Here is a 22,490-nt window from a genome sequence, read left to right as displayed (position 1 = left end):
GACGGCAGCGATGCGCGAAGCGATCGCCGCTGCGCAGGTGGGTGACGACGTCTTCGGCGACGACCCCACCGTCAATGCGCTGCAGGAACGCGTCGCCGCGCTGCTGGGCAAGGAAGCCGCCCTCTTCATGGCCAGCGGCACGCAGAGCAACCTCTGCGCGCTGCTGGCCCATTGCGGCCGTGGCGACGAATACATCGTCGGCCAGCTGGCCCACACCTACCGTTACGAAGGCGGCGGCGCGGCGGTGCTGGGCAGCATCCAGCCCCAGCCCATCCCCAACCAGCCCGACGGCACGCTGAAGCTGGAGGACATCGCCGCGGCCATCAAGCCCGACGACGCGCACTTCGCGCGCACCCGGCTGCTGGCACTGGAGAACACCTGGAACGGCAACGTGCTGCCCGCCACCTACGTGGCCGACGCCTGCGAGCTGGCCCGCTCGCGCGGCCTGGCCACGCACCTGGACGGCGCGCGGCTGTTCAACGCCGTGGTCGCCTCGGGCCGCACGCCGGCAGAGCTGGCGCGCCACTTCGACTCCGTCTCGATCTGCTTCAGCAAGGGCCTGGGCGCGCCCATCGGCTCCATGCTGGTGGGCTCGCGCGAACTGATCCAGCGCGCCCACCGCGTGCGCAAGATGGTGGGCGGCGGCCTGCGCCAGGTGGGCCTGCTGGCCGCCGCGGCGGACCACGCGCTGACCCACCACGTCGACCGCCTCGCCGACGACCACGCGCTGGCCAAGCGGCTGGCGCAGGGGCTGGCGGCACTGCCCGGTGTCACCGTCACGCCACCGCAGACGAATATCGTCTTCGCGCAGGTCAGCGACGGCCGCGGCCCCGCGCTGCTGGAACACCTGAAGTCGCGCGGCGTGCTGGCCACGGGCCTCATCGGCCTGCGCTTCGTGACCCACCTCGACGTCGATGCCGCCGGCATCGACCACGCCATTGCGGCTGCCGCCGAGTTTTTGAAGGCCTGACCATGCCGATCACCGACAACGAAGCCCTGACCCGCGTCATCGAGCACCGCGAGATCTTCCACGACGAGATGCTGACGCTGATGCGCCGCATCATGGCCGGCGAGATGTCGCCCGTCATCGCCGCGGCCCTCATTACCGGCCTGCGCGTGAAGAAGGAAACCATCGGCGAGATCACCGCCGCCGCGCAGGTCATGCGCGAGCTCTCCAACAAGGTGCCGCTGGGCCCGCAGCCGCACCTCGTCGACGTCGTCGGCACCGGCGGCGACGGTGCGCACAGCTTCAACATCTCCACCTGCGCCATGTTCGTCGCCGCAGCCGCCGGCGCGCAGGTGGCCAAGCACGGCAACCGCAGCGTGAGCAGCAAGACCGGCAGCGCCGACGTGCTGGAGGCGCTGGGCGCCAACATCCAGCTGACGCCGCGTCAGGTGGCCGCGTCGGTCGCCGAGTGCGACATCGGCTTCATGTTCGCGCCCAACCACCACCCCGCGATGAAGAACATCGCGCCGGTGCGCCGCGAACTGGGCGTGCGCACCATCTTCAACATCCTGGGTCCGCTGACCAACCCGGCCGGCGCGCCCAACATCCTGATGGGCGTGTTCCACCCCGACCTCGTCGGCATCCAGGTGCGCGTGCTGCAGCGCCTGGGCGCGGAGCATGCGCTGGTCGTCTACGGCAAGGACGGCATGGACGAGATCTCGCTGGGCGCGACGACGCTGGTGGGCGAGCTGAAGGACGGCGCCGTGCGCGAGTACGAGGTGCATCCCGAGGACTTCGGCTTCCAGATGGCCAGCAACCGCAGCCTGAAGGTGGAAGGCCCCGAGCAGTCGCGCGAGATGCTGCTGGGCGTGCTGGACGGCCAGGCCGGCCCGGCGCGCGACATCGTGCTGCTGAACGCCGGCGCGACGCTGTACGCGGCCAACGTGGCCTCGACCATCGCCGACGGCATCGCCCGCGCCCGCCAGGCGCTGGACAGCGGCGCCGCGCGCGCCAAGCTGGACAGCTTCGTCAAGGTGACGCAGAACCTGGGGGCGAACTGATGGCCGACATCCTGAAGAAGATCGTCGAGGTCAAGTGGGAGGAAATCGCGGCGGCCAAGGCGAAGCGCTCGCTGGCGTCGCAGCGTGAGGAGGCCGAGGGCCGCAAGGGCGAGCAGCGCGGCTTCGAGCGCGCACTGCGCGCCAAGGTCGCGGCAGGCCAGGCCGGCGTCATCGCCGAGATCAAGAAGGCCAGCCCCAGCAAGGGCGTCATCCGCGCAGACTTCCAGCCCGCCGCCATCGCCGAGAGCTACGCCCGCCACGGCGCGGCCTGCCTGTCCGTGCTGACGGACGAGCGTTTCTTCCAGGGCGCGGTGGCCTACCTGCAGGCCGCGCGCGCGGCCTGCGAGCTGCCCGTCATCCGCAAGGACTTCATCGTCGACGAGTACCAGGTCATGGAAGCCGGCACGATGGGCGCGGACTGCATCCTGCTCATCGCCGCCTGCCTGGCCGACTCGCAGATGGCCGACCTCGAAGCCGCCGCCCACGCCATCGGCCTGGACGTGCTGGTGGAGGTGCACGACGGCGACGAGCTGGACCGCGCGCTGGCGCTCAAGACGCCACTGCTGGGCATCAACAACCGCAACCTGCGCACCTTCGACGTGACGCTGGACACCACGCTGGGCCTGCTGCCGCGCGTGCCCGCCGACCGGCTGCTGGTGACCGAGAGCGGCATCCTCGGCGCGGCGGACGTGCAGCGCATGCGCGACGCCAACGTGCACGCCTTCCTGGTGGGCGAGGCCTTCATGCGCGCGCCGGACCCCGGCGTCGCGCTGGCAAACTTGTTCGGATGAACTTCCCGCTGACCCTGCCGGACACCGACTGGCGCCCCGTCGTCGACGCCTGGGCCGCCAGCCCCGCCGGCCAGAAGCTGCTGGCCTACCTGGCCGAGCGCCATGCGGCAGGCGCCACCATCTACCCGCCCGAGCCGCTGCGCGCGCTGACGCTGACGCCGCTGTCGCAGACGCGCGTCGTCATCCTCGGCCAGGACCCGTACCACGGCCCCGGCCAGGCCGAAGGCCTGTCCTTCAGCGTGCCAGAAGGCGTGCCCTTCCCGCCCAGCCTGCGCAACATCTTCAAGGAGATCCAGCGCGACCTCGGCAAGCCGTTCCCCCCCACCGGCAGCCTGGTGCGCTGGGCCGAGGGCGGCACACTGCTGCTGAACGCGGTGCTGACGGTGGAAGATGGCCAGGCCGCCAGCCATGCCAACCGCGGCTGGGAACAGCTGACCGACGCGCTCATCAAGACGGCGGCCGAAGACCCGGCGCCCAAGGTCTTCATGCTGTGGGGCAGCTACGCGCAGGCCAAGGCGCCGCTGATCGAGGCGGCGCGCCAGGATCACCTGGTGCTGAAGGCCAACCACCCGTCGCCGCTGTCCGCGCTGAAGCCGCCGCGGCCCTTCATCGGCTGCGGGCATTTCTCGACGGCCAAGGCCTGGCTGGAAGCGCGCGGGCGGGGCGCGCCGAAAAAGGCCTGACCGGCTTTCAAGGCGCGGATTGTTCCGCCCGCAGCAACTCGCCGTTCTATTCCACCGGCTTTTTCCCGCGGGCCGCAATTCATACAGTGACCACCATCGGCACACACCCCACTCAAGAGGTGGCCGACAGGAGAGTCACCATGCACACCACCCGCTCCCTTTTCACGCTGATCACCGCCGCGACGGCCGTCACGGCGTTGGCGGCGGGCATGTTGCTCGCGATCAGCGCGCCGGCGCCCAGCGCCGAGGACTTCGGCCATGCAACGCAGGTCGCCAGCAGCGACGGCGAGGCCTGACGGCCTTCAGGCCGTCGTGCAGCGCAGCTTCAGCCCGCCCATCGCTTCGCGGCCGATCAGCTCCACCACCCAGTCCACGAACACCCGCAGCTTGCTGCTGAGGTGGCGGTTGGGTGGGTAGACGACGTAGACCGGCACCGGCTCGGCGTCCCAGTCCTCCAGCACCCGCACCAGCTCGCCACGCTTGAGCAGCGGCCCGGCCATGAAGCAGGTCAGCTGCACCACGCCCAGGTGGGCCAGGCCGGCGTTCAGGTAGGCATTCGCGTCGTTGACCGCCAGGATGTGGTTGCCGGCCACCTCCACCTCCTCGTCGCCGCGCCGGAAGGTGTCGGCCATGACCTTGCCCGTGCGCGCCGAGAAGTAGCCCACCATGCGATGAGGCGGCTGCGTCAGCTCCAGCGGATGCGCCGGCGTGCCGTGGCGGCGCAGGTACTCGGGCGTCGCACAGGTGATGAATCGGAACTCGCCGATGCGCCGCGCCACCAGGCTCTGGTCGGTCAGCTCGCCGCCACGGATCACGCAGTCGATGTTGTCGCTGATGAGGTCCACCGTGCGGTCGCTGACGCCCAGCTCGATCTGGATGTCGGGGTACTTGGCGTAGAAGTCCGGCAGGTGCGGAATGATCATCTCGCGCCCCACCACGCCGGGGACGTCGATGCGGATACGGCCGCGCGGCGTCATGCGCGCCTGGTTCATGCTGCCTTCCAGCTCCTCCAGGTCCGACAGCAGGCGCATCGCGCGCTCGTAATACGCGGCGCCATCGGGCGTGACCGTCACGCGCCGCGTCGTGCGGTTCAGCAGCTTGGTGCGCAGGTGCGTCTCCAGCGTCTGGATCAGCCGCGTGACGGTGGCCTTGGGCAGGTCCAGCGAGTCGGCGGCCTTGGTGAAGGTGCCGGCCTCGACGACACGGACATAGGCTTGCATCGCGGTAAGACGGTCCATAAACGGCTTCGCTGTTGAGTGCCGGGCAGTTTGCTGCCCAAATCAGTGCAAATTGTTCCATGTGAAGGAAAAGTGAGTCACGGCCAAGGCCGTTTATCTATGGGACGCCGATCTCTATCTTTCGGCCCATGGACAACAGACTCGCCACACCCACTTCGCTGCGCCTGGGCCCTGCGCCCGGCTGGGCGGCGGCCGTGCACGCGGCTCGCCGGCCCCTGGCCGGTGGCGGGCGTGCGCTGCTGCTGTGGCTGCACGGCGGCGGCTTCACCGGCGGCGCCCCGGCGGACACGCCGCAGCGCGCCGAGCTGCTCGCCAGCGCGGGCGCAGATGTCGTCACGCTGGACTACCCCGTCGCGCAACCCTTCCCGACTGCGCTGGCCGCCGCCTTCGAGGCGCTGCAGGCCGTGGCCGCCCGGCCCGGCCAGCTGACCGGCACGCCGCACACGGCGCTGTTCGTGGGCGGCGAGGAAGCCGGCGGCAACCTGGCCGCCGCGCTGGCGATGATGGCGCGCGACCAGCAGGCGCCGCAGATCGCCGGCCAGTTGCTCGTGACGCCCATGCTGGACCCGGCGCTGGGCAGCGCCTCCATGCGCGACGGCGAATGCGGCGGCTGCGAGTGCCAGTACGCCAAGGGCTGGCAGGTCTATCTCGGCGACAGCACGCGCGCCGACCACCCTTATGCCGCGCCGCTGAACGCCACACGGCTGGGAGGCCTGGCGCCAGCCCTGGTGCTGGGCGTGCAGGGCCATCCGCTGAACGACGAGGCGCGCCGCTATGCCGCCGCGCTGCGCGCCCACGGCGGCTGCGCCAGCGACCTGACGCTGGCCTCGCTGAACGCCTGTGACGCGCTGACCCCCATCCACGAGTTCCTCGGCCAGGCCACGCGCCGGGCCCTGTCCACGAATCCTGCTTGACCCCTCGGAGAGAAATAGAAATGCAGTCCACCCCCACCCCTCTCAACCGTCGCGTCGGCCTGATCGCCGGCGCCGCCGCCGTCGTCGCGCTGGGCGCCATCGGCTTCGCGCAGTTCGGCGCGGGCGCCGCGCAGGCCGATGCCGCCCCCACGGCGCCGCCGGCCACGCCGGTGTCGGTCGCCAAAGTCGTGAGCCAGGACGTGGCCGCCTGGAACGAGTTCTCCGGCCGGCTGGAGGCCGTGGAGCGGGTGGACGTGCGCGCCCGCGTGTCTGGCGCCGTGCAGGCGGTGCACTTCCGCGAGGGCAGCCTGGTGAAGGCCGGCGACCTGCTCGTCACCATCGACCCCGCGCCCTACCAGGCCGAGGTGGCCCGCATGGAGGCGCAAGTCGCCGCCGCGCAGGCTCGCGTGACCTACTCGCAGAGCGAGGCGCAGCGCGCCAAGGCCCTGTGGGACGACCGCGCCGTGGCCAAGCGCGAGTTCGACGAGAAGGACAACGCCGCCCGCGAGGCCGCCGCCAACCTGCGCGCCGCCCAGGCCGCGCTGCAAACGGCCCAGCTGTCGCTGAGCTACACCCAGGTGCGCGCCCCGGTGGCCGGCCGGGTCGGCAAGATCGAGGTGACGACGGGCAACCTCGTCGCCGCCGGTGCCGGCGCGCCGGTGCTGACGACGCTGGTGTCCGTCAGCCCCATCTACGCGAGCTTCGACGCGGACGAGAAGATCGTCACCGGCGCCTTGGCCGCCTTGCCGGGTGACCGCCGCGGGCTGGAGAAGATTCCGGTGGAGATGGCCAGCGGCAGTGACTCGCTCACCGGCCGCCTGCAGCTGGTGGACAACCAGGTGGACGCCAAGAGCGGCACGCTGCGCGTGCGCGCGGTGTTCGACAACAAGGACGGCCGGCTGATTCCGGGCCAGTTCGCCAAGCTGCGCATGGGCCAGGCCAAGAACGAACCCGCGCTGCTGGTGAACGAGCGCGCCGTGGGCACCGACCAGGACAAGCGTTATGTCATCGTTGTCGGCACCGGCAACCAGGCCGAGTGGCGCCCGGTGACGCTGGGCGCGAGCGTGAACGGCCTGCGCGTGGTGACCAGCGGCTTGAAGGGCGGCGAGCGCATCGTCGTCGGCGGCGTTCAGCGGGTCAGACCCGGCTCGGTGCTCGCCCCGAAGGACGTGGCCATGGATGCCAAGCCCGAACTGGCCGCGCAGCAGGCCGCCGCCAAGACCTCCTGATCCAAGAAGCCTATACCCCACCCGCGAGCGCTGTCTGCGGGCCGGCAAAACCGGCCTGCGGGGGGCGTGCTGTCGCCTGAAACCGCAGCGCTCGCGCCAGGAGCCCTCATGAATCTCTCCAAATTCTTCATCGACCGCCCGATCTTTGCGGGCGTGCTGTCGCTGCTGATCTTCATCGGCGGCCTGCTGTCGATCCGCGCACTGCCGATCTCGGAATACCCCGACGTCGTGCCGCCCTCGGTCGTCGTGCGCGCCCAGTACCCGGGCGCCAACCCCAAGGTCATCGCCGAGACGGTGGCCACACCGCTGGAAGAAGCCATCAACGGCGTCGAGGACATGCTCTACATGAGCAGCCAGGCGACGACGGACGGCCTGATGACGCTGACCGTCAGCTTCAAGCTCGGCACCGACCCCGACAAGGCCCAGCAGCTGGTGCAGAACCGCGTCAGCCAGGCCGAGGCGCGGCTGCCCGAGGAGGTCAAGCGCCTGGGCGTGACCACGGTCAAGAGCAGCCCCGACCTGACCATGGTCGTGCACCTGACCTCGCCCAACGACCGCTACGACATGACCTACCTGCGCAACTACGCGCTGCTCAACGTGAAGGACCGCCTGGCGCGCATCCCGGGCGTGGGCCAGGTGCTGATGTTCGGTTCGGGCGACTACGCCATGCGCGTGTGGCTGGACCCGCAGAAGGTGGCCGAGCATGGCCTGTCAGCCAGCGACGTGGTGGCCGCCATCCGCGGCCAGAACGTGCAGGCCGCGGCCGGCGTGGTCGGTGCGTCGCCGGGCCTGGCGGGCGTGGACCTGCAACTGTCGGTCAACGCGCAAGGCCGGCTGCAGTCGGCCGAGGAGTTCGGCGACATCATCGTGAAGACCGGCTCGAACGGTGCTGTCACGCGCCTGCGTGACCTGGGCCGTGTGGAGCTGGGCGCCAGCGAATACGCGCTGCGCTCGCTGCTGGACAACAAGCAGGCTGTGGCCGTGCCCATCTTCCAGGCCCCGGGCGGCAATGCGCTGGACATCTCCACCAACGTGCGCGCGGCGATGGAAGACCTGAAGACGGCCATGCCCGAAGGCGTGGACTACACCATCGTCTACGACCCCACGCAGTTCGTGCGCGCGTCCATCGAGTCCGTCATCCACACGCTGCTGGAAGCCGTGGCGCTGGTGGTGCTGGTGGTCATCCTGTTCCTGCAGACCTGGCGCGCGTCCATCATCCCGCTGCTGGCCGTGCCGGTGTCCATCATCGGCACGTTCGCGGTGATGCACGGCTTCGGCTTCTCGATCAACGCGCTCAGCCTCTTCGGCCTGGTGCTGGCCATCGGCATCGTGGTGGACGACGCCATCGTGGTGGTGGAGAACGTAGAGCGCAACATCGCCAATGGCCTGAGCCCGCGGGATGCGACCTACCAGGCCATGCGCGAGGTGTCGGGCCCCATCATCGCCATCGCGCTGACGCTGATCTCGGTGTTCGTGCCGCTGGCCTTCATCACCGGCCTCACGGGCCAGTTCTACAAGCAGTTCGCGCTGACCATCGCGATCTCGACGGTGATCTCGGCGATCAACTCGCTGACGCTGTCGCCGGCCCTGGCCGCGATGCTGCTGAAGGACCACCACGCGCCGAAGGACGCGCTGACCCGCGCCATGGACCGCGTGCTGGGCGGCTTCTTCACGCGCTTCAACCGCCTGTTCACGCGCAGCTCCGAGAAGTACGGCGGCGGCGTGAAGGCGCTGATGTCGCGCAAGACCGTGATGATGGTCATCTACCTGGCCTTCGTGGCGGCCACGGTGGGCCTGTTCAAGGCCGTGCCCGGCGGCTTCGTGCCGGGGCAGGACAAGCAGTACCTGATCGGTTTCGCCCAGCTGCCGGACGGCGCCACGCTGGACCGCACCGAGGACGTCATCCGCCGCATGACCGACATCACGCTCAAGACCCCGGGCGTGGAGCACGCGGTGGCCTTCCCCGGCCTGTCCATCAACGGCTTCACCAACAGCTCCAGCTCGGGCATCGTGTTCGCCACGCTCAAGCCCTTTGAAGACCGCAAGACGGCGGACCTGTCCGCCGGCGCCATCGCGGGCAAGCTGAACGCGCAGTACGGCGCCATCGAAGACGCCTTCATCGTCATGTTCCCGCCGCCGCCCGTGCAGGGCCTGGGCACCACCGGGGGCTTCAAGCTGCAGCTGCAAGACCGCGGCGGCCTGGGCTACGAGGCGCTGGACGGCGCGCTCAAGGCCTTCATGGCCAAGGCCTACCAAACGCCGGAACTCGCCGGCCTGTTCTCCAGCTACCAGGTCAACGTGCCGCAGCTGTTCGCCGACCTCGACCGCACCCGCGCCCGCCAGCTGGGCGTGGCCGTGACGGACGTGTTCGACACGATGCAGATCTACCTCGGCAGCCTGTACGTGAACGACTTCAACAAGTTCGGCCGCACCTACTCGGTCCGCGTGCAGGCGGATGCCGCCTACCGCGCCCGTGCCGAGGACATCGGCGCGCTGAAGGTGCGCTCGGCCTCGGGCGAGATGGTGCCGCTGTCCGCGCTGATGAAGGTGCAGCCCAGCTTCGGCCCCGAACGCGCCATGCGCTACAACGGCTTCCTGTCGGCGGACATCAACGGCGGCGCCGCCCCCGGCTTCTCGTCGGGCCAGGCCCAGGCCGCCGTGGAGCGCATTGCCGCCGAGACGCTGCCCCCGGGCATCGGCTACGAGTGGACCGACCTGACCTACCAGGAAAAGATCGCCGGCAACTCCGCCGTGTGGGTGTTCCCGCTGGCCATCCTGCTGGTGTTCCTGGTGCTGGCCGCGCAGTACGAGAGCCTGACGCTGCCCATCGCCATCCTGCTCATCGTGCCCATGGGCCTGCTGGCCGCGATGACCGGCGTGTGGCTCAGCCACGGTGACAACAACGTCTTCACGCAGATCGGCCTCATCGTGCTGGTGGGCCTGTCCGCCAAGAACGCCATCCTGATCGTCGAGTTCGCCCGCGAGCTGGAGTTCGCCGGCCGCACCCCGCTGCAGGCGGCGCTCGAAGCCGCACGGCTGCGGCTGCGGCCCATCCTGATGACGTCGATGGCCTTCGTCATGGGCGTGCTGCCGCTGGTGCTCAGCACCGGCGCCGGCGCCGAGATGCGCAAGGCCATGGGCGTGGCGGTGTTCGCCGGAATGATCGGCGTGACCTTCTTCGGTCTGTTCCTGACGCCGCTGTTCTACGTCATCGTGCGCCGCCTGACGGGCAACGCGCCGCTGCGCCACCACGGTGGGCAGGTGGCGGCACCGGCGGCTTCCGAATCCCCCGCGCAGCCCGTCATCGACGCCCTGCCGCAACGAGGCAAGTGATCATCATGAAATTGAACCTGACCCCACTTTTCGCAGCGCTGCTGCTGGCCGGCTGCGCGTCGGTCGGCAGCGTGGACCCGGCCCAGCTGCCGAACGCGCCCGCCGCCTACAAGACCGCCGGCGCCGCCACCGCACCGGCGCTGACCGCCAGCTGGTGGCAGCCGTTTGCCGACCCCGTGCTGGACGACCTCGTCGGCCGCGCGATGGCGGCCAACACCAGCGTGCAGCTGGCCGCCAACCGGCTCGCGCAGGCCCGGGCCGCGCTGGGCTCGGCGCAGGCGTCACGGCTGCCGCAGCTGGGCGCCTCCGCCGGCGCCGGCCGCAACACGCCCACGCCGGGCGCTCAAGGCGCCACGCAGTACAGCGCCGGCCTCAACCTGGCCTACGAGCTGGACCTGGGCGGCCGCCTGCTGCACGAGCGCAACGCCGCCGCGCTGGATGTTCAAGCCCGCGAGCAACTGCTGGCCGACGCCCGCCTGCTGGTGCAGGCCAACGTGGCCCGCGGCTACCTCGCCCTGCGGGCGCTGGATGCCGAGCGCGACATCGTGCAGAACACCGTGGCGGCCTATGCCGAAACGCTGGCCCTGACCGAGAAGCGCGCCCGCGCCGGCGATGTGGCCGACCTGGACCTGGCCCGCGTGCGCGCCGAGCTGGCCGCCAACGAAGCCGAGTCCCTGTCGCTGGACCGCCGCCGCGTCGAGCTGGAGACGGCGCTGGCCGTGCTGCTGGGCGAGCCGGCGTCCAGCTTCCGCCTCGCGCCGACGACCTGGGCCACCGCGCTGCCCGCCGTGCCGGCCGGCCTGCCCTCCGAGCTGCTGCAGCGCCGCCCGGACCTGGCCGCCGCACGCAGCCAACTGCAGGCGGCGCAGGCCCGCGTCGGCGTGGCCCAGGCCGCCTGGTGGCCCAGCCTGACGCTGACGGCCCAGGGCGGCGGCGTGTCCAGCGAGTTGTCGGACCTGCTGAAGAGCGGAGCCAGCACCTGGGGCGTGGGCCTGCTGGCCGCGCTGCCGATCTTCGACGGCGGCCGCCGCGAGGCCGGCGTCAACGCCGCCAAGGCGCAGCTGGACGGCTCGGCCATCGCCTTCCGCGAGCAGTTCCTGCTGGCGCTGAAGGACGTGGAAGACCAGTTGGGCGCGATCACGCTGCTGCAGGCGCAGGGCGAGGCCAGCGCCCGCGCCGTCAGTGCGGCCGGCCAGGCGCTGAAGCTGTCCGACGCGCGCTACCGCAACGGCCTGGTCAGCCAGCTGGAGCTGCTGGACGCGCGCCGCAGCGAACTCGCCAACCGGCGGGCCGCGCTGCAGGTGCGCTCGGCGCAGTACCAGGCCACGGTCGGGTTGATCCGCGCGCTGGGCGGCGGCTGGAGTGCCGCGCCGGTCAAGCTGGCCGGCGTTTGAGCACCGCGATGTTCACCGTCGCGCGCACTTCGAAGCCCAGGCTTTTGTAGAGCGAGATGGCGGCGGCGTTCGTCACCCAGGCGTGCAGAAAAGGCTGCTCGCCGCGCCGCTGCAGGTCGGCCGTCACCGCGGCCGACAGCCGGCGCGCCAGGCCCTGACCACGGAAGTCCGGGTGTGTGCAGACGCCGCTGACTTCCACATGTCCGGGGAAGCGCATGCGCTCCCCCGCCATCGCCGCGAGCCGGCCTTCAATGCGCACACCGATGAAGCGCCCCATCGTGTGCGTCCGGGCCAGGAACGGGCCGGGCTCGGTCAGCGTCGCCAGCGCCAGCATGTCGGCGGCGTCCGCATCGCCCAGCACCCGCAGGCCGTCGTCCTCCAGCGGCAGCAATCGCCTCGCCACCATCTGCACCCCCAATGCCTCCTTCACCGCTTCGAGGCCGGGCGGCACGACGATCGAGGGTACCTGTGCGAGAAAGACGGCATCCTCTCCCGGCTGCACCAGCTCGGCGAGCGCGCGCAGGCTCGCCGCACTTTCGTCGGGCGTCGCTGCAAACCGGTTGATGTCGGCCCTGAAGCGCCGTGCGCGCTCATCGCCATAACCCCACTGCGGCTGATGCTGCAGGCTGGCCCAGACAGGACGATCCAGCGCGCTCATGACGGCACCCGATCCATCAGCGGCGCCTCAGCCAACGCCTCTTCCAGCGCCGCCAGCTGGGTCAGGAGATCGCCCTCCAACCGTTCGCATGCCTGGGCGACGGCGGCCTCGATGTCCGGCCAGGCATCGCGCTGCGAACGCTGAACGAGACCACGCCCCTTGCGACTCAGCGCGATGCGGCGCACGCGGCGGTCCTCCTCCGACGTCTCCGACGCGATGAGCCCGTCCTCCTCCAGCCCGCGCAGCGAACGCGTGATGACAGGTTGGCTGACGCCGACGGCCTGGCTCAGCTCACCCACGCTCAGCGGCCCCAGCCGGTCCAGCGCGGCCAGCAGCGGGAAGTAGGCCGCCGGCTGCGCGAAGCCACGCGCCGCCAGCACGGCCTGCGTCTGCGCCTGCAGCGTCTCGCCGATGCGCTTGAGCCGCGTGCCCAGGCTCAGATGGCCCAACTCCTTGACCACATCCTCAATCACGACGGCTCCCGCTGGACCAACATGCATATCATGCTATGCATTTGGCGAGCGCACGTCAACGTGACTCAGGCTCCCAACAGCGCCCTGGCCCGCAGCAGCAGACGGCGGCGGTCATCGATGCCGTTGAGGCCGCCGTTGACACGCTTGGTCAACGACGTCAGGTCGTCGACATCGGCAAGGTTGTTCAGGTTCTTCTTGGCCCAGAACCAGCCAGCCACATCCACGCAGAGCTCCGGGTCGGTCTCGACCAGCTCCGGCGTGGCCAGCAGCTCCGCCTCGCGGCCGATGGCGCGGCCGTACTCGCCGTAGTTGGCGCGGCCGGTCAGCTGGATGAGGCCGCGGCCCTTGAACTTGCGGCCGTCTCCCGGCTGCAGGTTGCCCAGGTCGACGCGGCCCTGGTAGGCCTCGCCGTTGGCGATCTCGGCGCGAAAGCGAAACTCGCCGGACTCGTGCCCCACCTGAGCCAGGAAGTGCGCCTGGCGCAGCGGCGTGTCGATGTGCCGGTTGGCCATGACCTGCCGCAGGCGCGGCGCGAAGTCGGCGACGTCCTCGTCCTTCGCACGCAGGTAGAGCAGACTCAACCACGGCGGCTCCAGCGCCTCGGGCAGGGATTCGCAAAGGCTCAGCAGCGTGGCGCCGTTGGCGTCCACGCGGCCGTCGGGCTCACCCTGGCCCAGCGCACTGCGCTGGAAGGCCATGATGGCGTCCAGCGTCTTCTGGCCGAACGCGCCATCGGCCTTCAGCGGCTCGGGCAACTGCACGCGGCCCGCGCTGCTGCAGAGGTTGAGCAGCTGCTGCACGCTCTCGACGTCATCGCGTGCGTTGCTGCACCGCGCGCCGACGGAACCCGTCGTCAGGCCGCGGCCCCGCGTGCCTGCCACCGCCGGCATCGCGGCGGCCGAAGGCGCGGGCACCGCAGCGGCGGCGGGCGCCTCGCGACGCTCGAAATGCGGCGTGTCCTTGAAGGTGGTCCAGTTGCCGCCCCAGCGATTGGCGGCGTCCAGCCCCTCCCAGAACTGGCCGATGGGGCGCAGCGTCTCCACGTCGGAGATCAGCAGCGGCCGGCCGTCGGGCGCGTCGCGGAAGAAGTTCAGGTCGATGGCCAGGCGCTTGAGGTGCTGGCTGGCCATCGTCGTGCTGCGGCCATTGCGCACGTGCAGCGCCTGCTGCTCCGGTGTGCGGTACAGCTCGCCGGCCGACGCCGAGAAGCCCAGCTCGCCGGCCTTCTTCACCAGCTCGCAGACATGCAGCAGGAAAACGGATTGCTCGCGCACGAGATCGCTCATGGCCGGCCTCCGCGTTCACCGTCCTGTTCCTGCATGGCGACGCTCTGCGCGCGGATCGCCTCGCCCAGCTGGCCGATCTTCTCGTCCTTGGCCTTGCTGCCGGCACTCGAGCCGAAGAAGTACTGGATGATGGCCGACAGCGTCACCCCCAGCAGGAAGCCCAGCACCGTGTCGATGACGCGGGCGCGCGGGTCGTCGGGCTTGTAGGCCGGTCCGAAGGCGGCGAAGAAGATGAAGATGAACGTCAGCAGCGTCAGCACGCTGGCGTAGATGTAGATGAAGCGCCGCACCCAGGGGTCGGTGCTGCCGATGGCGGCCTCCTGCATGTGCCGCGCGCTGGCGCGGTCGGCGGCTGCAATGCGTTCGTACTCAAGCTGGTTGGCGTCGCTCTTCTGGCGGTACTCCAGCAGCTTGCCCTGGTACTCGAACTCGAACTGCTTGAGCTGGGCCCATTGCGTCTCGGTGAGCTTGTTGTCCGCGACATCGTTGATGTCGATGCCGGTCTTCTGCTGGATCAGGTCGGCGATCTCGGCCGTGCCCTTGTTGACCGCGCCGCGGAACACGCCGCTGAGCAGGTCCAGCCCTTTTTGCGCGAGCTGCGGCGCGATCGCCGACAGCGCCGCCGCGATCAGTGGAATGGGCATCTGCTGCTCCCGGTCTGCTGCGACCGGGTCAGCTTAGGCGGGCGGCCCGGGCCGCCTCATCCCTTGTCCTGTGGACGTCTATCGAACTAGGGAAGCGTCTTGCAATTGGGCTTGCAAACGACCTCGTTGCGGCCTAACAGCCGGATGGACTGCAGGCTGGCCGGCGACCGGTGCTTGCCGCACTTGAAGCAGGAGCGGGTGTGGCCGCTGCCGAGAAAGGGCGAACCGCCCACTTTCGACTGGTAGCGCAGGCCATCTTGGCGGACCGCGGTCACGGTGTCTTTGCTCATCTTCGTGCAGGTCAGGACGAAGCAAGCATTGATCCACACGAATGATGACAACGCCACCTCGCTAGCCCGCGGTTGGCCACCAAACCGCGGGCTTCCCCCACCCTCCAAGCGCGGGGTCGGGTGCCTGGGACAATGCACCACTGCTTACAACAACCCATGGCCAAGCTATTTTTTAGATATGCCGCGATGAACGCCGGCAAGTCCACCGCCCTGCTGCAGGTCGCGCACAACTATGAGGAGCGCGGCCACCGGGTGCGCATCTTCACGGCCCGGCTGGACAACCGCTACGGGCACGGCGTCGTCACGTCGCGCCTGGGGCCGCAGCGCGAGGTCGAGCAGTTCGATGACACGACGGACTTCATCGCGCTGATGGATGACGCGCCGGGCATCGCCTGCATCCTCATCGACGAGGCGCAGTTCCTGTCCAAGCGCCAGGTGCAGCAGCTGCACGAGATGGCGCACCTGCGCAACCTGCCGGCCATCTGCTACGGCCTGCGCACCGACTTCCAGGGCGAGCTCTTCCCCGGCTCCGCAACGCTGCTGGCGCTGGCCGACGAGATGGACGAGATGAAGACCATTTGCGACTGCGGCCGCAAGGCGACGATGAACATGCGCGTGGACGCCGGCAACCGCAAGGTCACCGAAGGCGCGCAGGTGGAGATCGGCGGCAACGCGCGCTATCGGTCGGTCTGCGGGCGCTGCTTCCGGCAGGGTTAGGGATGGGAGCCCCTCGGCCGAGGGGACGACGACGCGTGCGGCATCGAACCGCACGCGCATCGCCGAGGCAGCCCGGCTCGGGGGCGGCCCAGGGCTCGGCCCGCAATCAGCGCAGTCCGAGCGCGTCGCGCACCGCCGCAGCGGCTTCGTCGCCCTTGGCCTTCTGCACGCGCTCCACGAGTTGCAGCGCCAGCGCCTGCAGCTCACCCAGGCTGCCGCAGCGCTCCACTTCGAGCGCGAAGGCATAGCCCTTGAACGGCCCGAGCAGCTTGGTGGCCTGACCGCTCATGTAGGTGTAGAGCGCGGCGCGGTCCAGCAGTGGCGAACCGCCGACCGGCGCCGGCGCCGGCGCCGCAGTGGCGACGGTTGCAGCCACGGGCGCGGGCGCAACGACGGGCGCAGGCTGCGCCCCTGCGGGCATCGCCGGGCCGGCCTGGGGCACGACGAGGCCCTGCTGACGCAGCGTTTCGAGGTCGGCCTCGGTGGCGCCGGCCACGAGGCGCAGCCAGTCGCCGGCGGGCTTGGTGGCGTCCAGCACCAGCAGCAGGTTGCGCGCCGCGCGTGACAGCGGCAGGGCCCGCGCGCGAATCTCGGCGCGCCCGGCATCGGTTTTGGAATGCAGCTGATCGAGCACGGTGGAATGCCTCGCCCGCGGCGGGATCGCCGCCGGCGGGTCTCGTCACAAAAGATAGGCGATCAGGTCTTGTCCCGCAGTTCGCGGCGCAGGATCTTGCCAACGGGGGTCTTGGGCAGCTCGGTGCGGAACTCGACGATCTTGGGTCGTTTGTAGCCGGTCAGGTTGAGTTCGCAATACGACCGCACGTCGGCCTCGGTGATATTCGGGTCTTTCTTCACGATGACCACCTTCACCGCCTCGCCGGCCTTGGCATCGGGCACGCCGACAGCGGCGCACTCCAGCACACCGGGCATCTGCGTGAGGACGTCCTCCACCTCGTTCGGATACACATTGAAACCGCTGACGAGGATCATGTCCTTCTTGCGGTCGACGATCTTGAAATAACCGCGTTCATCGACGGTACCGATGTCGCCGGTGCGGAAGAAGTTGTCGGCCGTCATGACCTTGGCCGTCTCGTCGGGGCGCTGCCAGTAGCCGGCCATGACCTGCGGGCCGCGGATGGCGATCTCGCCCGGCTGGCCCATGGGCACCTCGTTGCCATCGTCGTCCAGCAGCTTGAGCTCGGTCAGCGGCATCGGCAGGCCGATGGTGCCGGTGTAGGCGGTGCTGTCGGTCGGGTTGCAGGTGGCCGTGGGCGAGGTCTCCGACAGGCCGTAGCCCTCCACGATGGGGCAGCCGGTCTTCTCCAGCCACAGCTTGGCGGTGGCCTGCTGCACGGCCATGCCGCCGCCGACCGAGATGACCAGCTTGCTCCAGTCCACGGTATTGAAGTCCGCGTGGTTGGCCATGGCCATGAACAGCGTGTTGACGGCCGGGAAGCTGTGGAAGCCGTGCTGCGACAGCTCCTTGAACATGGCCGGCAGGTCACGCGGGTTCGGGATCAGCACGTTGGCGCCGCCCATGTGCATGGACAGCATCATGTTCGTGTTGAAACCGAAGATGTGATACAGCGGCAGCGCGCAGACGGTGACGACCTGCTGGCCGGCCGGGATCTTCTTCAGCGCGGGCTGGTACCAGGCCTCGGACTGCAGGATGTTGGCCACCAGGTTGCGGTGCTTGAGCACGGCGCCCTTGGACACGCCGGTGGTGCCGCCGGTGTACTGCAACACGGCGATGTCGTCCGGGCCCAGCTTGGGCGCCTTGTAGGTGAGGCCACGGCCCTTGGCCAGCGCGTCGTTGAACTTGACGGCGCCCGGCAGCTCGAAGGCCGGCACCATCTTCTTCACCTTGCGCACGACGTAGTTGACGATGCTGCCCTTGAGCAGTCCCAGCATGTCGCCCATGGCGGCCAGCACGACGTGCTTGGTGGGCACGTTCTTGATGACCTGCTGCAGCACCGAGGCGAAGTTCTCGATGATGACGATGGCCTTGGCGCCGGAGTCCTTGAGCTGGTGCTCCAGCTCGCGCGGCGTGTACAGCGGGTTCACGTTGACGACCACATAACCCGCCCTCAGCACGGCGGCCACGGCCACCGGGTACTGGAACAGGTTGGGCATCATGAGGGCGACGCGGTCGCCCTTTTCCAGGCCCAGGCTCTGCAGGTAGGCGGCGAAGGCGCGCGAGGCTTCATCGACCTGAGCAAAGCTGAGGCTCTTGCCCATCATCAGGTAGGCGGGCTTGGCGGCGTTCTTCTTGAACGACGTGTCGAGCAGATCGACCAGGCTCGGATAGAGCGCGATATTGACGTCGCGCGGCACCTCGGCCGGGTAATGCTTCAGCCAGATCGGCTCCATGCCTTGTCTCCTTGTTGGTTGCGCCGATTCTGACCGATAGCTGACAGCGCTCCGGTCAGGGGATTCGATAGGCGCTTGCCGGGGAGGCCTGGACCGCTCAGTAAGTCACCCGCACGAGACCCGCCGTACCGACACCGACGAACGACACCAGCGCCAGCAGGAAGCCCAGCGTCGCGACAACACGCAACGCGGATCGGTCCTCGCGCCCCACCAACGCCAGCCCCAGGCCCAGCATCGGCACGACGCTGAGCAGGTAGCGGCCCTGCGGTTGGTAGTCGCCCGTCCAGCTGAAAAGCGCTGACGCCACGAAGACACTGGCCACGCCGACCAGCACAGCCATGCGCACGCTGGTCATCACGGGCGCTGGCCGCGCCTGCCAGAGCGCCAGCACCAGCACCGCCAGCAACGCGGCCTGCAGCGCATGAACCAACGGCGCGGGTGACTCGATGTCCAGGTACCCGTACGACCCGAACGCCGTGCGCATCGACTGCTGGAGCCAGCCCCGCTCCTTCAACTCGATCAGGCCCTTGCCCTGGCTGCGCATGCGATACCGGCTGTTCGCTCCGCCTTCGGCGAGCGCGCTGGGACGCATCGACTTGTCCGCGTACTTCTCCTGCACGGCCAGCGCTGTCGCTGCCCGCTCCGCGGCCCAGGGTGCCGGGTTGTTGGCCAGCTCATCGGCCATCTTCACGCCGATCACGCCGCACAACCCCAGCGCCAACCCGCCGGCCATCCAGCGACGCGCCATCCAGCCCTCGCGCGCCCGCCATTGACGAAGGATCCACGTGCACAGCAGCCCAAGCACGGCCAGCAGGCAAGCCGCCGCCGGCGCCAGGCGCACGGGCGGCAGCGTGCCGTCCAGCGCGAGTGGCAGTGTCACGACCAGTCCGGCGGAGGCCACACAGAACCACCGCCAGCCGCTCGCCCCGAGACCGGGCCGGCAGGTCGACATCCAAAGCATTGCGAGGAGGACCGTACAAGGCCAATAGTTCTGCTTGGACAGCAGCAACATGCCCACGAGCCCACCGAAAGCCAGCACACGCGCGGCTGACGGCGCGTCGTGCGGCGTGGCTCTCGTCCAATGCGCCAACGCGAGCACGCACAGCATGGCGCTCAGGGCGTACGGCAGTGCATCGCCGTTGAAGTAGGCGAACAGATACCAGGCCTGCGGCATCAGCAGCAGCGGCAGCGTGAACATCACACCGTAGCGCAGCCGCGCCGCGGCGGCGAACACCCAGACCAGCAGCAGCACGTTGAACAGCCGCAGGCCGAGCACGTCGTCCTGCAGCAGCGGCCATGCAGCGACGGCAAACTTTGCCGCGATCACATAGACCGGGTCTGTGGCGCTCAGGTACGAGACGCCGTAGATGCTGGACCGGTAGGCCGGCTCCAGTTCCACCGCGCCGATGGCGGGTTTGATCCAGCGCTCGAAGTGATAGTGAGCCGTCGTGACGTGCAGCCCCTCATCGGGGCTGAGGGACACGTCCGTTCGGACCAGCCAGGCCATCGTGACGACGGCCAGGATGGCGACCGCGCCCCACCCTTTCATGAACGACGCCGGGCCATCGGCCTCTTGATCGCGCCGCGGCAACACCAATGCGGCCACCCACACCAGCAAGGGCACCAGCATCAGTTGCAGCGCACCAGCGCCGGCCACGCCCGTGTCACGCCCCTCCCCGGCGAGCGTGAGCGGCGAGGCCAGATCAACGCCCTGCGCCCGATCCGGCCGCGAATCCAGGCGCAGAAACGCCTCGCCCCCCAACGTCCGCTTCTCACCCAGCAGCTGCTGCTGCGGCACACCGTAGCGGCTGATCAGCACAGCGGCGATGCGGCCTTCTGCCTTGTCGGAACGCAAGCTCAGTTCACCCAACCGGCACCCCGGCAACGGCAACCTCACTCGCTGGTAACGCGCCTGAATCGACTCGCGATGCCTGAATACCGACGCACCCTCGCCCTGGCAGCGCGCCTCCAACCTCAAGGAACCGTTGCTGGGGCTGTCAATCCAGACTTCCAGGCGATGCGGATTGATGCGCTGATGCACGAACACCAGCAACAGGCCTACCAGCAGCGCAGCGGCCAGACCGCCGGCTGCGCGACGCAGGGCGCTCATCGAAACGTTGCCAGCGCAGCTTCGATGACGCTTTCCTGCTCAGCCTCCACGCCCAGCCACAGCGGCAGGCGCACCAGGCGTTCCGACTGCCGGTCCGTGACATCCATCGATCCCGAGACGCGCGCGAAACGTTGCCCGGCGGGCGACGAGTGCAGCGGCACGTAATGGAAAACAGCGCCGATCTGCCGGGCCTTGAGCGCCGCGATGAAACGCGTGCGCTGCTCCAGGTCTTCCATCAGCAGGTAATACATGTGGGCGTTGTGCGCGCAGTCCGCCGGAATGATGGGGCGACGGACATGCCCGGCCGCCTCCAGCGGCGCGAACGCATCGTGATACCGCTGCCAGATGGCCATGCGCTCGGCATTGATGCGCTCGCTCTCCTGCAGCTGCGCCCACAGGAACGCCGCGACCAGTTCGGACGGCAGGAAGGAAGAGCCGATGTCGACCCAGGTGTACTTGTCGACCTGGCCGCGGAAGAAGCGCGAGCGATTGGTGCCCTTCTCGCGAATGATCTCGGCCCGCTCGGTCAGGGCCGGGTCCTGAACCAGCAGCGCGCCGCCTTCGCCCGAGATGACGTTCTTTGTCTCGTGAAAGGAGAACGCCCCCAGCGCGCCCAATGTGCCCAGCGGCCTGCCCTTGTAGAACGCGCCATACCCCTGTGCGGCATCCTCGATGACCATGAGGCCGTGCCGCCGGGCGATGTCCAGCAGCGCATCCATCTCGCAGGCGACGCCTGCGTAGTGAACCGGCACGATGGCCTTCGTGCGGGACGTGATCGCCGCTTCGACGAGGCGCTCGTCCAGATTCAGTGTGTCGGGCCGGATGTCCACGAACACCGGTGTCGCCCCACGCAGCACGAAGGCGTTGGCCGTCGAGACGAAGGTGTAGGACGGCATGATGACCTCGTCCCCGGGGCCGATGTCGGCAAGGATCGCGGCCATCTCCAGGGCTGCCGTGCACGAGTGCGTCAGCAGCGCCTTGGCAGCGCCCGTCACCTCCTCCAGCTTGGCGTGGCAGAGCTTGGAGAACTTGCCGTCGCCCGCCAGCCAGCCGTGATGGTGCGCCTCCGAGATGTAGAACAGCTCACGACCGGTCATGTGGGGCTTGTTGAACGGGATGCTCATGGCGAAAAGGAGTTGGCTGGAGATGTTTCGGGCACGGCACGAGCCAGCCCATCGTTCAGCGGTACCGCGAAGGTCGCCGCACAGTGTCGCTCCTAACGCAACACACCGCCCCACGGCGCCCCGCCCATTCAGGCGGTGACGCCGATTGCACCTTCATGGAGGACAGGGGGCGTCCACCGCGCTCCCCTATCATCTTTCGCCTTCCATGGTCTCTCGCTGGCGACTGTGACGGCCCTGATCGCTCCGACTCGCACACCTCCTCCTGCCCATGCACGCCCCCCAAGACGCGCCCATCGAGGGTCCCCGCATCAGCATCGTCTCGACGATGTACCGCTCACGGCCATTCCTCGAGGAATTTCTTGATCAGAGCCTCGCCGCACTCGCCGAGATCGAGTGCCGTCATTTCGAGATCGTGCTCGTCAACGACGGCTCACCCGACGATTCGCTCGAATGGGCCGTGGCCAAACGCGCTGAACTGCCCGAGCTGGTGGTGGTGGACCTGTCCCGCAATTTCGGACACCACGCGGCCATGCAGGCCGGCCTGTCGCTGGCGCGGGGCGAACTGGTCTTCCTGATCGACTGCGATCTGGAGGTGTCGCCGATGGTGCTCGTGGACATGCATGCCAAGCTGCTGCAAACCAAGAGCGACATGGTCTACGGCTACCAGGAAGCCCGCAAGGGCGGCTGGGTGGAGCGACGCGCGGGCGGCATGTTCTACCGCGTGTTCAATTCGATGAGCGACGTGCGCATCCCGGAGAACATGACCACGGAGCGCCTGATGACGCGCCGCTTTGTCCAGGCCTCCCTGGAACTCGGCGACAAGAACCTGTTCATCGGCGGCATGCTGGCCTGGACCGGCTATCAGCAGATCGGCATCCCCATCCCCAAGGGGCAGCGCGAAGGCGCCAGCAGCTACACCTTCATGCGCCGCTTGCGGCTCATGGTGGATGCCATCAGCGCGTTCTCGGCGCAGCCGCTGACGCTGCTGTTCAACGCGGGCGTCAGCATCACGGGCTTGAGCGTGCTGTACATCGCCTACCTCGTGGCACGCAAGATCCTGTTCGATGACACGCTGACCGGCTTCACCTCACTGATGGCATTGGTCACGCTGAGCCTGGGCATGACGACCATGGGCCTCGGCGTCATCGGCATCTACCTGGGCAAGGTCTACAAGCAGGTGCAGAACCGTCCGACGTTCATCGTCAGAGACGTGCATCGCGCGCCCTGAC

The 22,490-nt window shown here is 69.0% G+C and carries 21 protein-coding genes; 11 read left to right on the top strand and 10 right to left on the bottom strand.

Going from position 1 to position 22,490, the window contains the following annotated elements; translation table 11 throughout:
- Positions 1-10 precede the first annotated feature (10 nt).
- From ltaE to ACG04Q_RS23235, 5 genes are all read left to right on the top strand, one after another.
- On the top strand, positions 11-970 hold the full coding sequence (gene ltaE, locus ACG04Q_RS23255; protein ID WP_394514058.1) for a low-specificity L-threonine aldolase: 960 nt from the start codon (positions 11-13) through the stop codon (positions 968-970).
- A gap of 2 nt (positions 971-972) precedes the next feature.
- Positions 973-2,007, top strand: coding sequence for an anthranilate phosphoribosyltransferase (gene trpD, locus ACG04Q_RS23250; protein ID WP_394513926.1), 1,035 nt, complete (start codon positions 973-975; stop codon positions 2,005-2,007).
- Positions 2,007-2,798 (top strand): indole-3-glycerol phosphate synthase TrpC, encoded by a 792-nt coding sequence (gene trpC / locus ACG04Q_RS23245; RefSeq protein WP_394513925.1) that lies wholly within the window; start codon positions 2,007-2,009, stop codon positions 2,796-2,798. The genes trpD and trpC overlap by 1 nt, the downstream gene beginning before the upstream one ends.
- Positions 2,795-3,481: a uracil-DNA glycosylase gene (locus tag ACG04Q_RS23240; RefSeq protein ID WP_394513924.1), complete on the top strand. Its 687-nt coding sequence runs from the start codon at positions 2,795-2,797 to the stop codon at positions 3,479-3,481. Before trpC ends, ACG04Q_RS23240 begins: the two co-directional genes overlap by 4 nt.
- Before the next feature lie 140 nt (positions 3,482-3,621).
- Positions 3,622-3,777, top strand: coding sequence for a hypothetical protein (locus ACG04Q_RS23235; RefSeq protein WP_394513923.1), 156 nt, complete (start codon positions 3,622-3,624; stop codon positions 3,775-3,777).
- Positions 3,778-3,783: 6 nt separating this feature from the next.
- Here ACG04Q_RS23235 and ACG04Q_RS23230 read toward each other — a convergent pair whose 3' ends face one another.
- Positions 3,784-4,719: a LysR family transcriptional regulator gene (locus ACG04Q_RS23230; RefSeq protein ID WP_394513922.1), complete on the bottom strand. Its 936-nt coding sequence runs from the start codon at positions 4,717-4,719 to the stop codon at positions 3,784-3,786.
- A 128-nt stretch (positions 4,720-4,847) separates the two neighbouring features.
- On the opposite strand from ACG04Q_RS23230, the gene ACG04Q_RS23225 reads away from it, so the two are divergent.
- The 4 genes from ACG04Q_RS23225 (at position 4,848) to ACG04Q_RS23210 (ending at position 11,589) form a co-directional block, all read left to right on the top strand.
- Positions 4,848-5,633, top strand: a complete 786-nt coding sequence (locus ACG04Q_RS23225; RefSeq protein WP_394513921.1) for an alpha/beta hydrolase fold domain-containing protein — start codon at positions 4,848-4,850, stop codon at positions 5,631-5,633.
- A gap of 20 nt (positions 5,634-5,653) precedes the next feature.
- The gene (locus tag ACG04Q_RS23220) at positions 5,654-6,862 is read left to right on the top strand and encodes an efflux RND transporter periplasmic adaptor subunit (RefSeq protein WP_394513920.1); all 1,209 of its coding nucleotides are present in this window, start codon (positions 5,654-5,656) and stop codon (positions 6,860-6,862) included.
- Between the two features lie 108 nt (positions 6,863-6,970).
- Positions 6,971-10,195, top strand: coding sequence for an efflux RND transporter permease subunit (locus ACG04Q_RS23215; protein ID WP_394513919.1), 3,225 nt, complete (start codon positions 6,971-6,973; stop codon positions 10,193-10,195).
- A gap of 5 nt (positions 10,196-10,200) precedes the next feature.
- On the top strand, positions 10,201-11,589 hold the full coding sequence (locus tag ACG04Q_RS23210) for an efflux transporter outer membrane subunit (protein ID WP_394513918.1): 1,389 nt from the start codon (positions 10,201-10,203) through the stop codon (positions 11,587-11,589).
- Here the strand turns inward: ACG04Q_RS23210 and ACG04Q_RS23205 are convergent.
- The 5 genes from ACG04Q_RS23205 to ACG04Q_RS23185 all read right to left on the bottom strand — a co-directional run bounded on the left by ACG04Q_RS23205 (position 11,570) and on the right by ACG04Q_RS23185 (position 14,940).
- Entirely contained in the window at positions 11,570-12,247 is a 678-nt protein-coding gene (locus tag ACG04Q_RS23205; protein WP_394513917.1) for a GNAT family N-acetyltransferase, read from the bottom strand. The genes ACG04Q_RS23210 and ACG04Q_RS23205 overlap by 20 nt on opposite strands.
- Positions 12,244-12,720 carry a MarR family winged helix-turn-helix transcriptional regulator gene (locus tag ACG04Q_RS23200; RefSeq protein ID WP_394513915.1) on the bottom strand — a complete coding sequence of 159 codons (477 nt, stop codon included), beginning with the start codon at positions 12,718-12,720 and terminating at the stop codon, positions 12,244-12,246. The genes ACG04Q_RS23205 and ACG04Q_RS23200 overlap by 4 nt, the downstream gene beginning before the upstream one ends.
- Positions 12,721-12,785: 65 nt before the next feature.
- On the bottom strand, positions 12,786-14,006 hold the full coding sequence (locus tag ACG04Q_RS23195; RefSeq protein ID WP_394513914.1) for a glycoside hydrolase family 19 protein: 1,221 nt from the start codon (positions 14,004-14,006) through the stop codon (positions 12,786-12,788).
- Positions 14,003-14,650 (bottom strand): hypothetical protein, encoded by a 648-nt coding sequence (locus ACG04Q_RS23190; protein ID WP_394513913.1) that lies wholly within the window; start codon positions 14,648-14,650, stop codon positions 14,003-14,005. Before ACG04Q_RS23190 ends, ACG04Q_RS23195 begins: the two co-directional genes overlap by 4 nt.
- A gap of 86 nt (positions 14,651-14,736) precedes the next feature.
- Positions 14,737-14,940 (bottom strand): hypothetical protein, encoded by a 204-nt coding sequence (locus ACG04Q_RS23185; RefSeq protein WP_394513912.1) that lies wholly within the window; start codon positions 14,938-14,940, stop codon positions 14,737-14,739.
- 156 nt (positions 14,941-15,096) lie between these two features.
- Between ACG04Q_RS23185 and ACG04Q_RS23180 the strand changes: the two genes are divergently transcribed.
- Positions 15,097-15,657: a thymidine kinase gene (locus ACG04Q_RS23180; RefSeq protein WP_394513911.1), complete on the top strand. Its 561-nt coding sequence runs from the start codon at positions 15,097-15,099 to the stop codon at positions 15,655-15,657.
- Positions 15,658-15,763: 106 nt separating this feature from the next.
- On the opposite strand, the gene ACG04Q_RS23175 is transcribed toward ACG04Q_RS23180, so the two are convergent.
- From ACG04Q_RS23175 to rffA, 4 genes are all read right to left on the bottom strand, one after another.
- Positions 15,764-16,291: a hypothetical protein gene (locus ACG04Q_RS23175; RefSeq protein ID WP_394513910.1), complete on the bottom strand. Its 528-nt coding sequence runs from the start codon at positions 16,289-16,291 to the stop codon at positions 15,764-15,766.
- 62 nt (positions 16,292-16,353) lie between these two features.
- Positions 16,354-18,027, bottom strand: a complete 1,674-nt coding sequence (locus ACG04Q_RS23170) for a long-chain-fatty-acid--CoA ligase (RefSeq protein WP_394513909.1) — start codon at positions 18,025-18,027, stop codon at positions 16,354-16,356.
- A gap of 97 nt (positions 18,028-18,124) precedes the next feature.
- On the bottom strand, positions 18,125-20,137 hold the full coding sequence (locus ACG04Q_RS23165) for a hypothetical protein (RefSeq protein ID WP_394513908.1): 2,013 nt from the start codon (positions 20,135-20,137) through the stop codon (positions 18,125-18,127).
- Positions 20,134-21,261: a dTDP-4-amino-4,6-dideoxygalactose transaminase gene (rffA, locus tag ACG04Q_RS23160; RefSeq protein WP_394513907.1), complete on the bottom strand. Its 1,128-nt coding sequence runs from the start codon at positions 21,259-21,261 to the stop codon at positions 20,134-20,136. The genes ACG04Q_RS23165 and rffA overlap by 4 nt, the downstream gene beginning before the upstream one ends.
- 268 nt (positions 21,262-21,529) lie before the next feature.
- Between rffA and ACG04Q_RS23155 the strand changes: the two genes are divergently transcribed.
- A complete protein-coding gene (locus ACG04Q_RS23155) occupies positions 21,530-22,489 on the top strand; it encodes a glycosyltransferase family 2 protein (RefSeq protein WP_394513906.1) in 960 nt (319 codons plus the stop codon).
- The last annotated feature ends 1 nt before the right edge of the window (position 22,490 follow it).

The sequence above is a fragment of the Pelomonas lactea genome, from assembly GCF_043555885.1.
Taxonomy (GTDB): Bacteria; Pseudomonadota; Gammaproteobacteria; order Burkholderiales; family Burkholderiaceae_C; genus Pelomonas; species Pelomonas lactea.
This window is presented reverse-complemented; position numbering and strand designations above follow the sequence as displayed.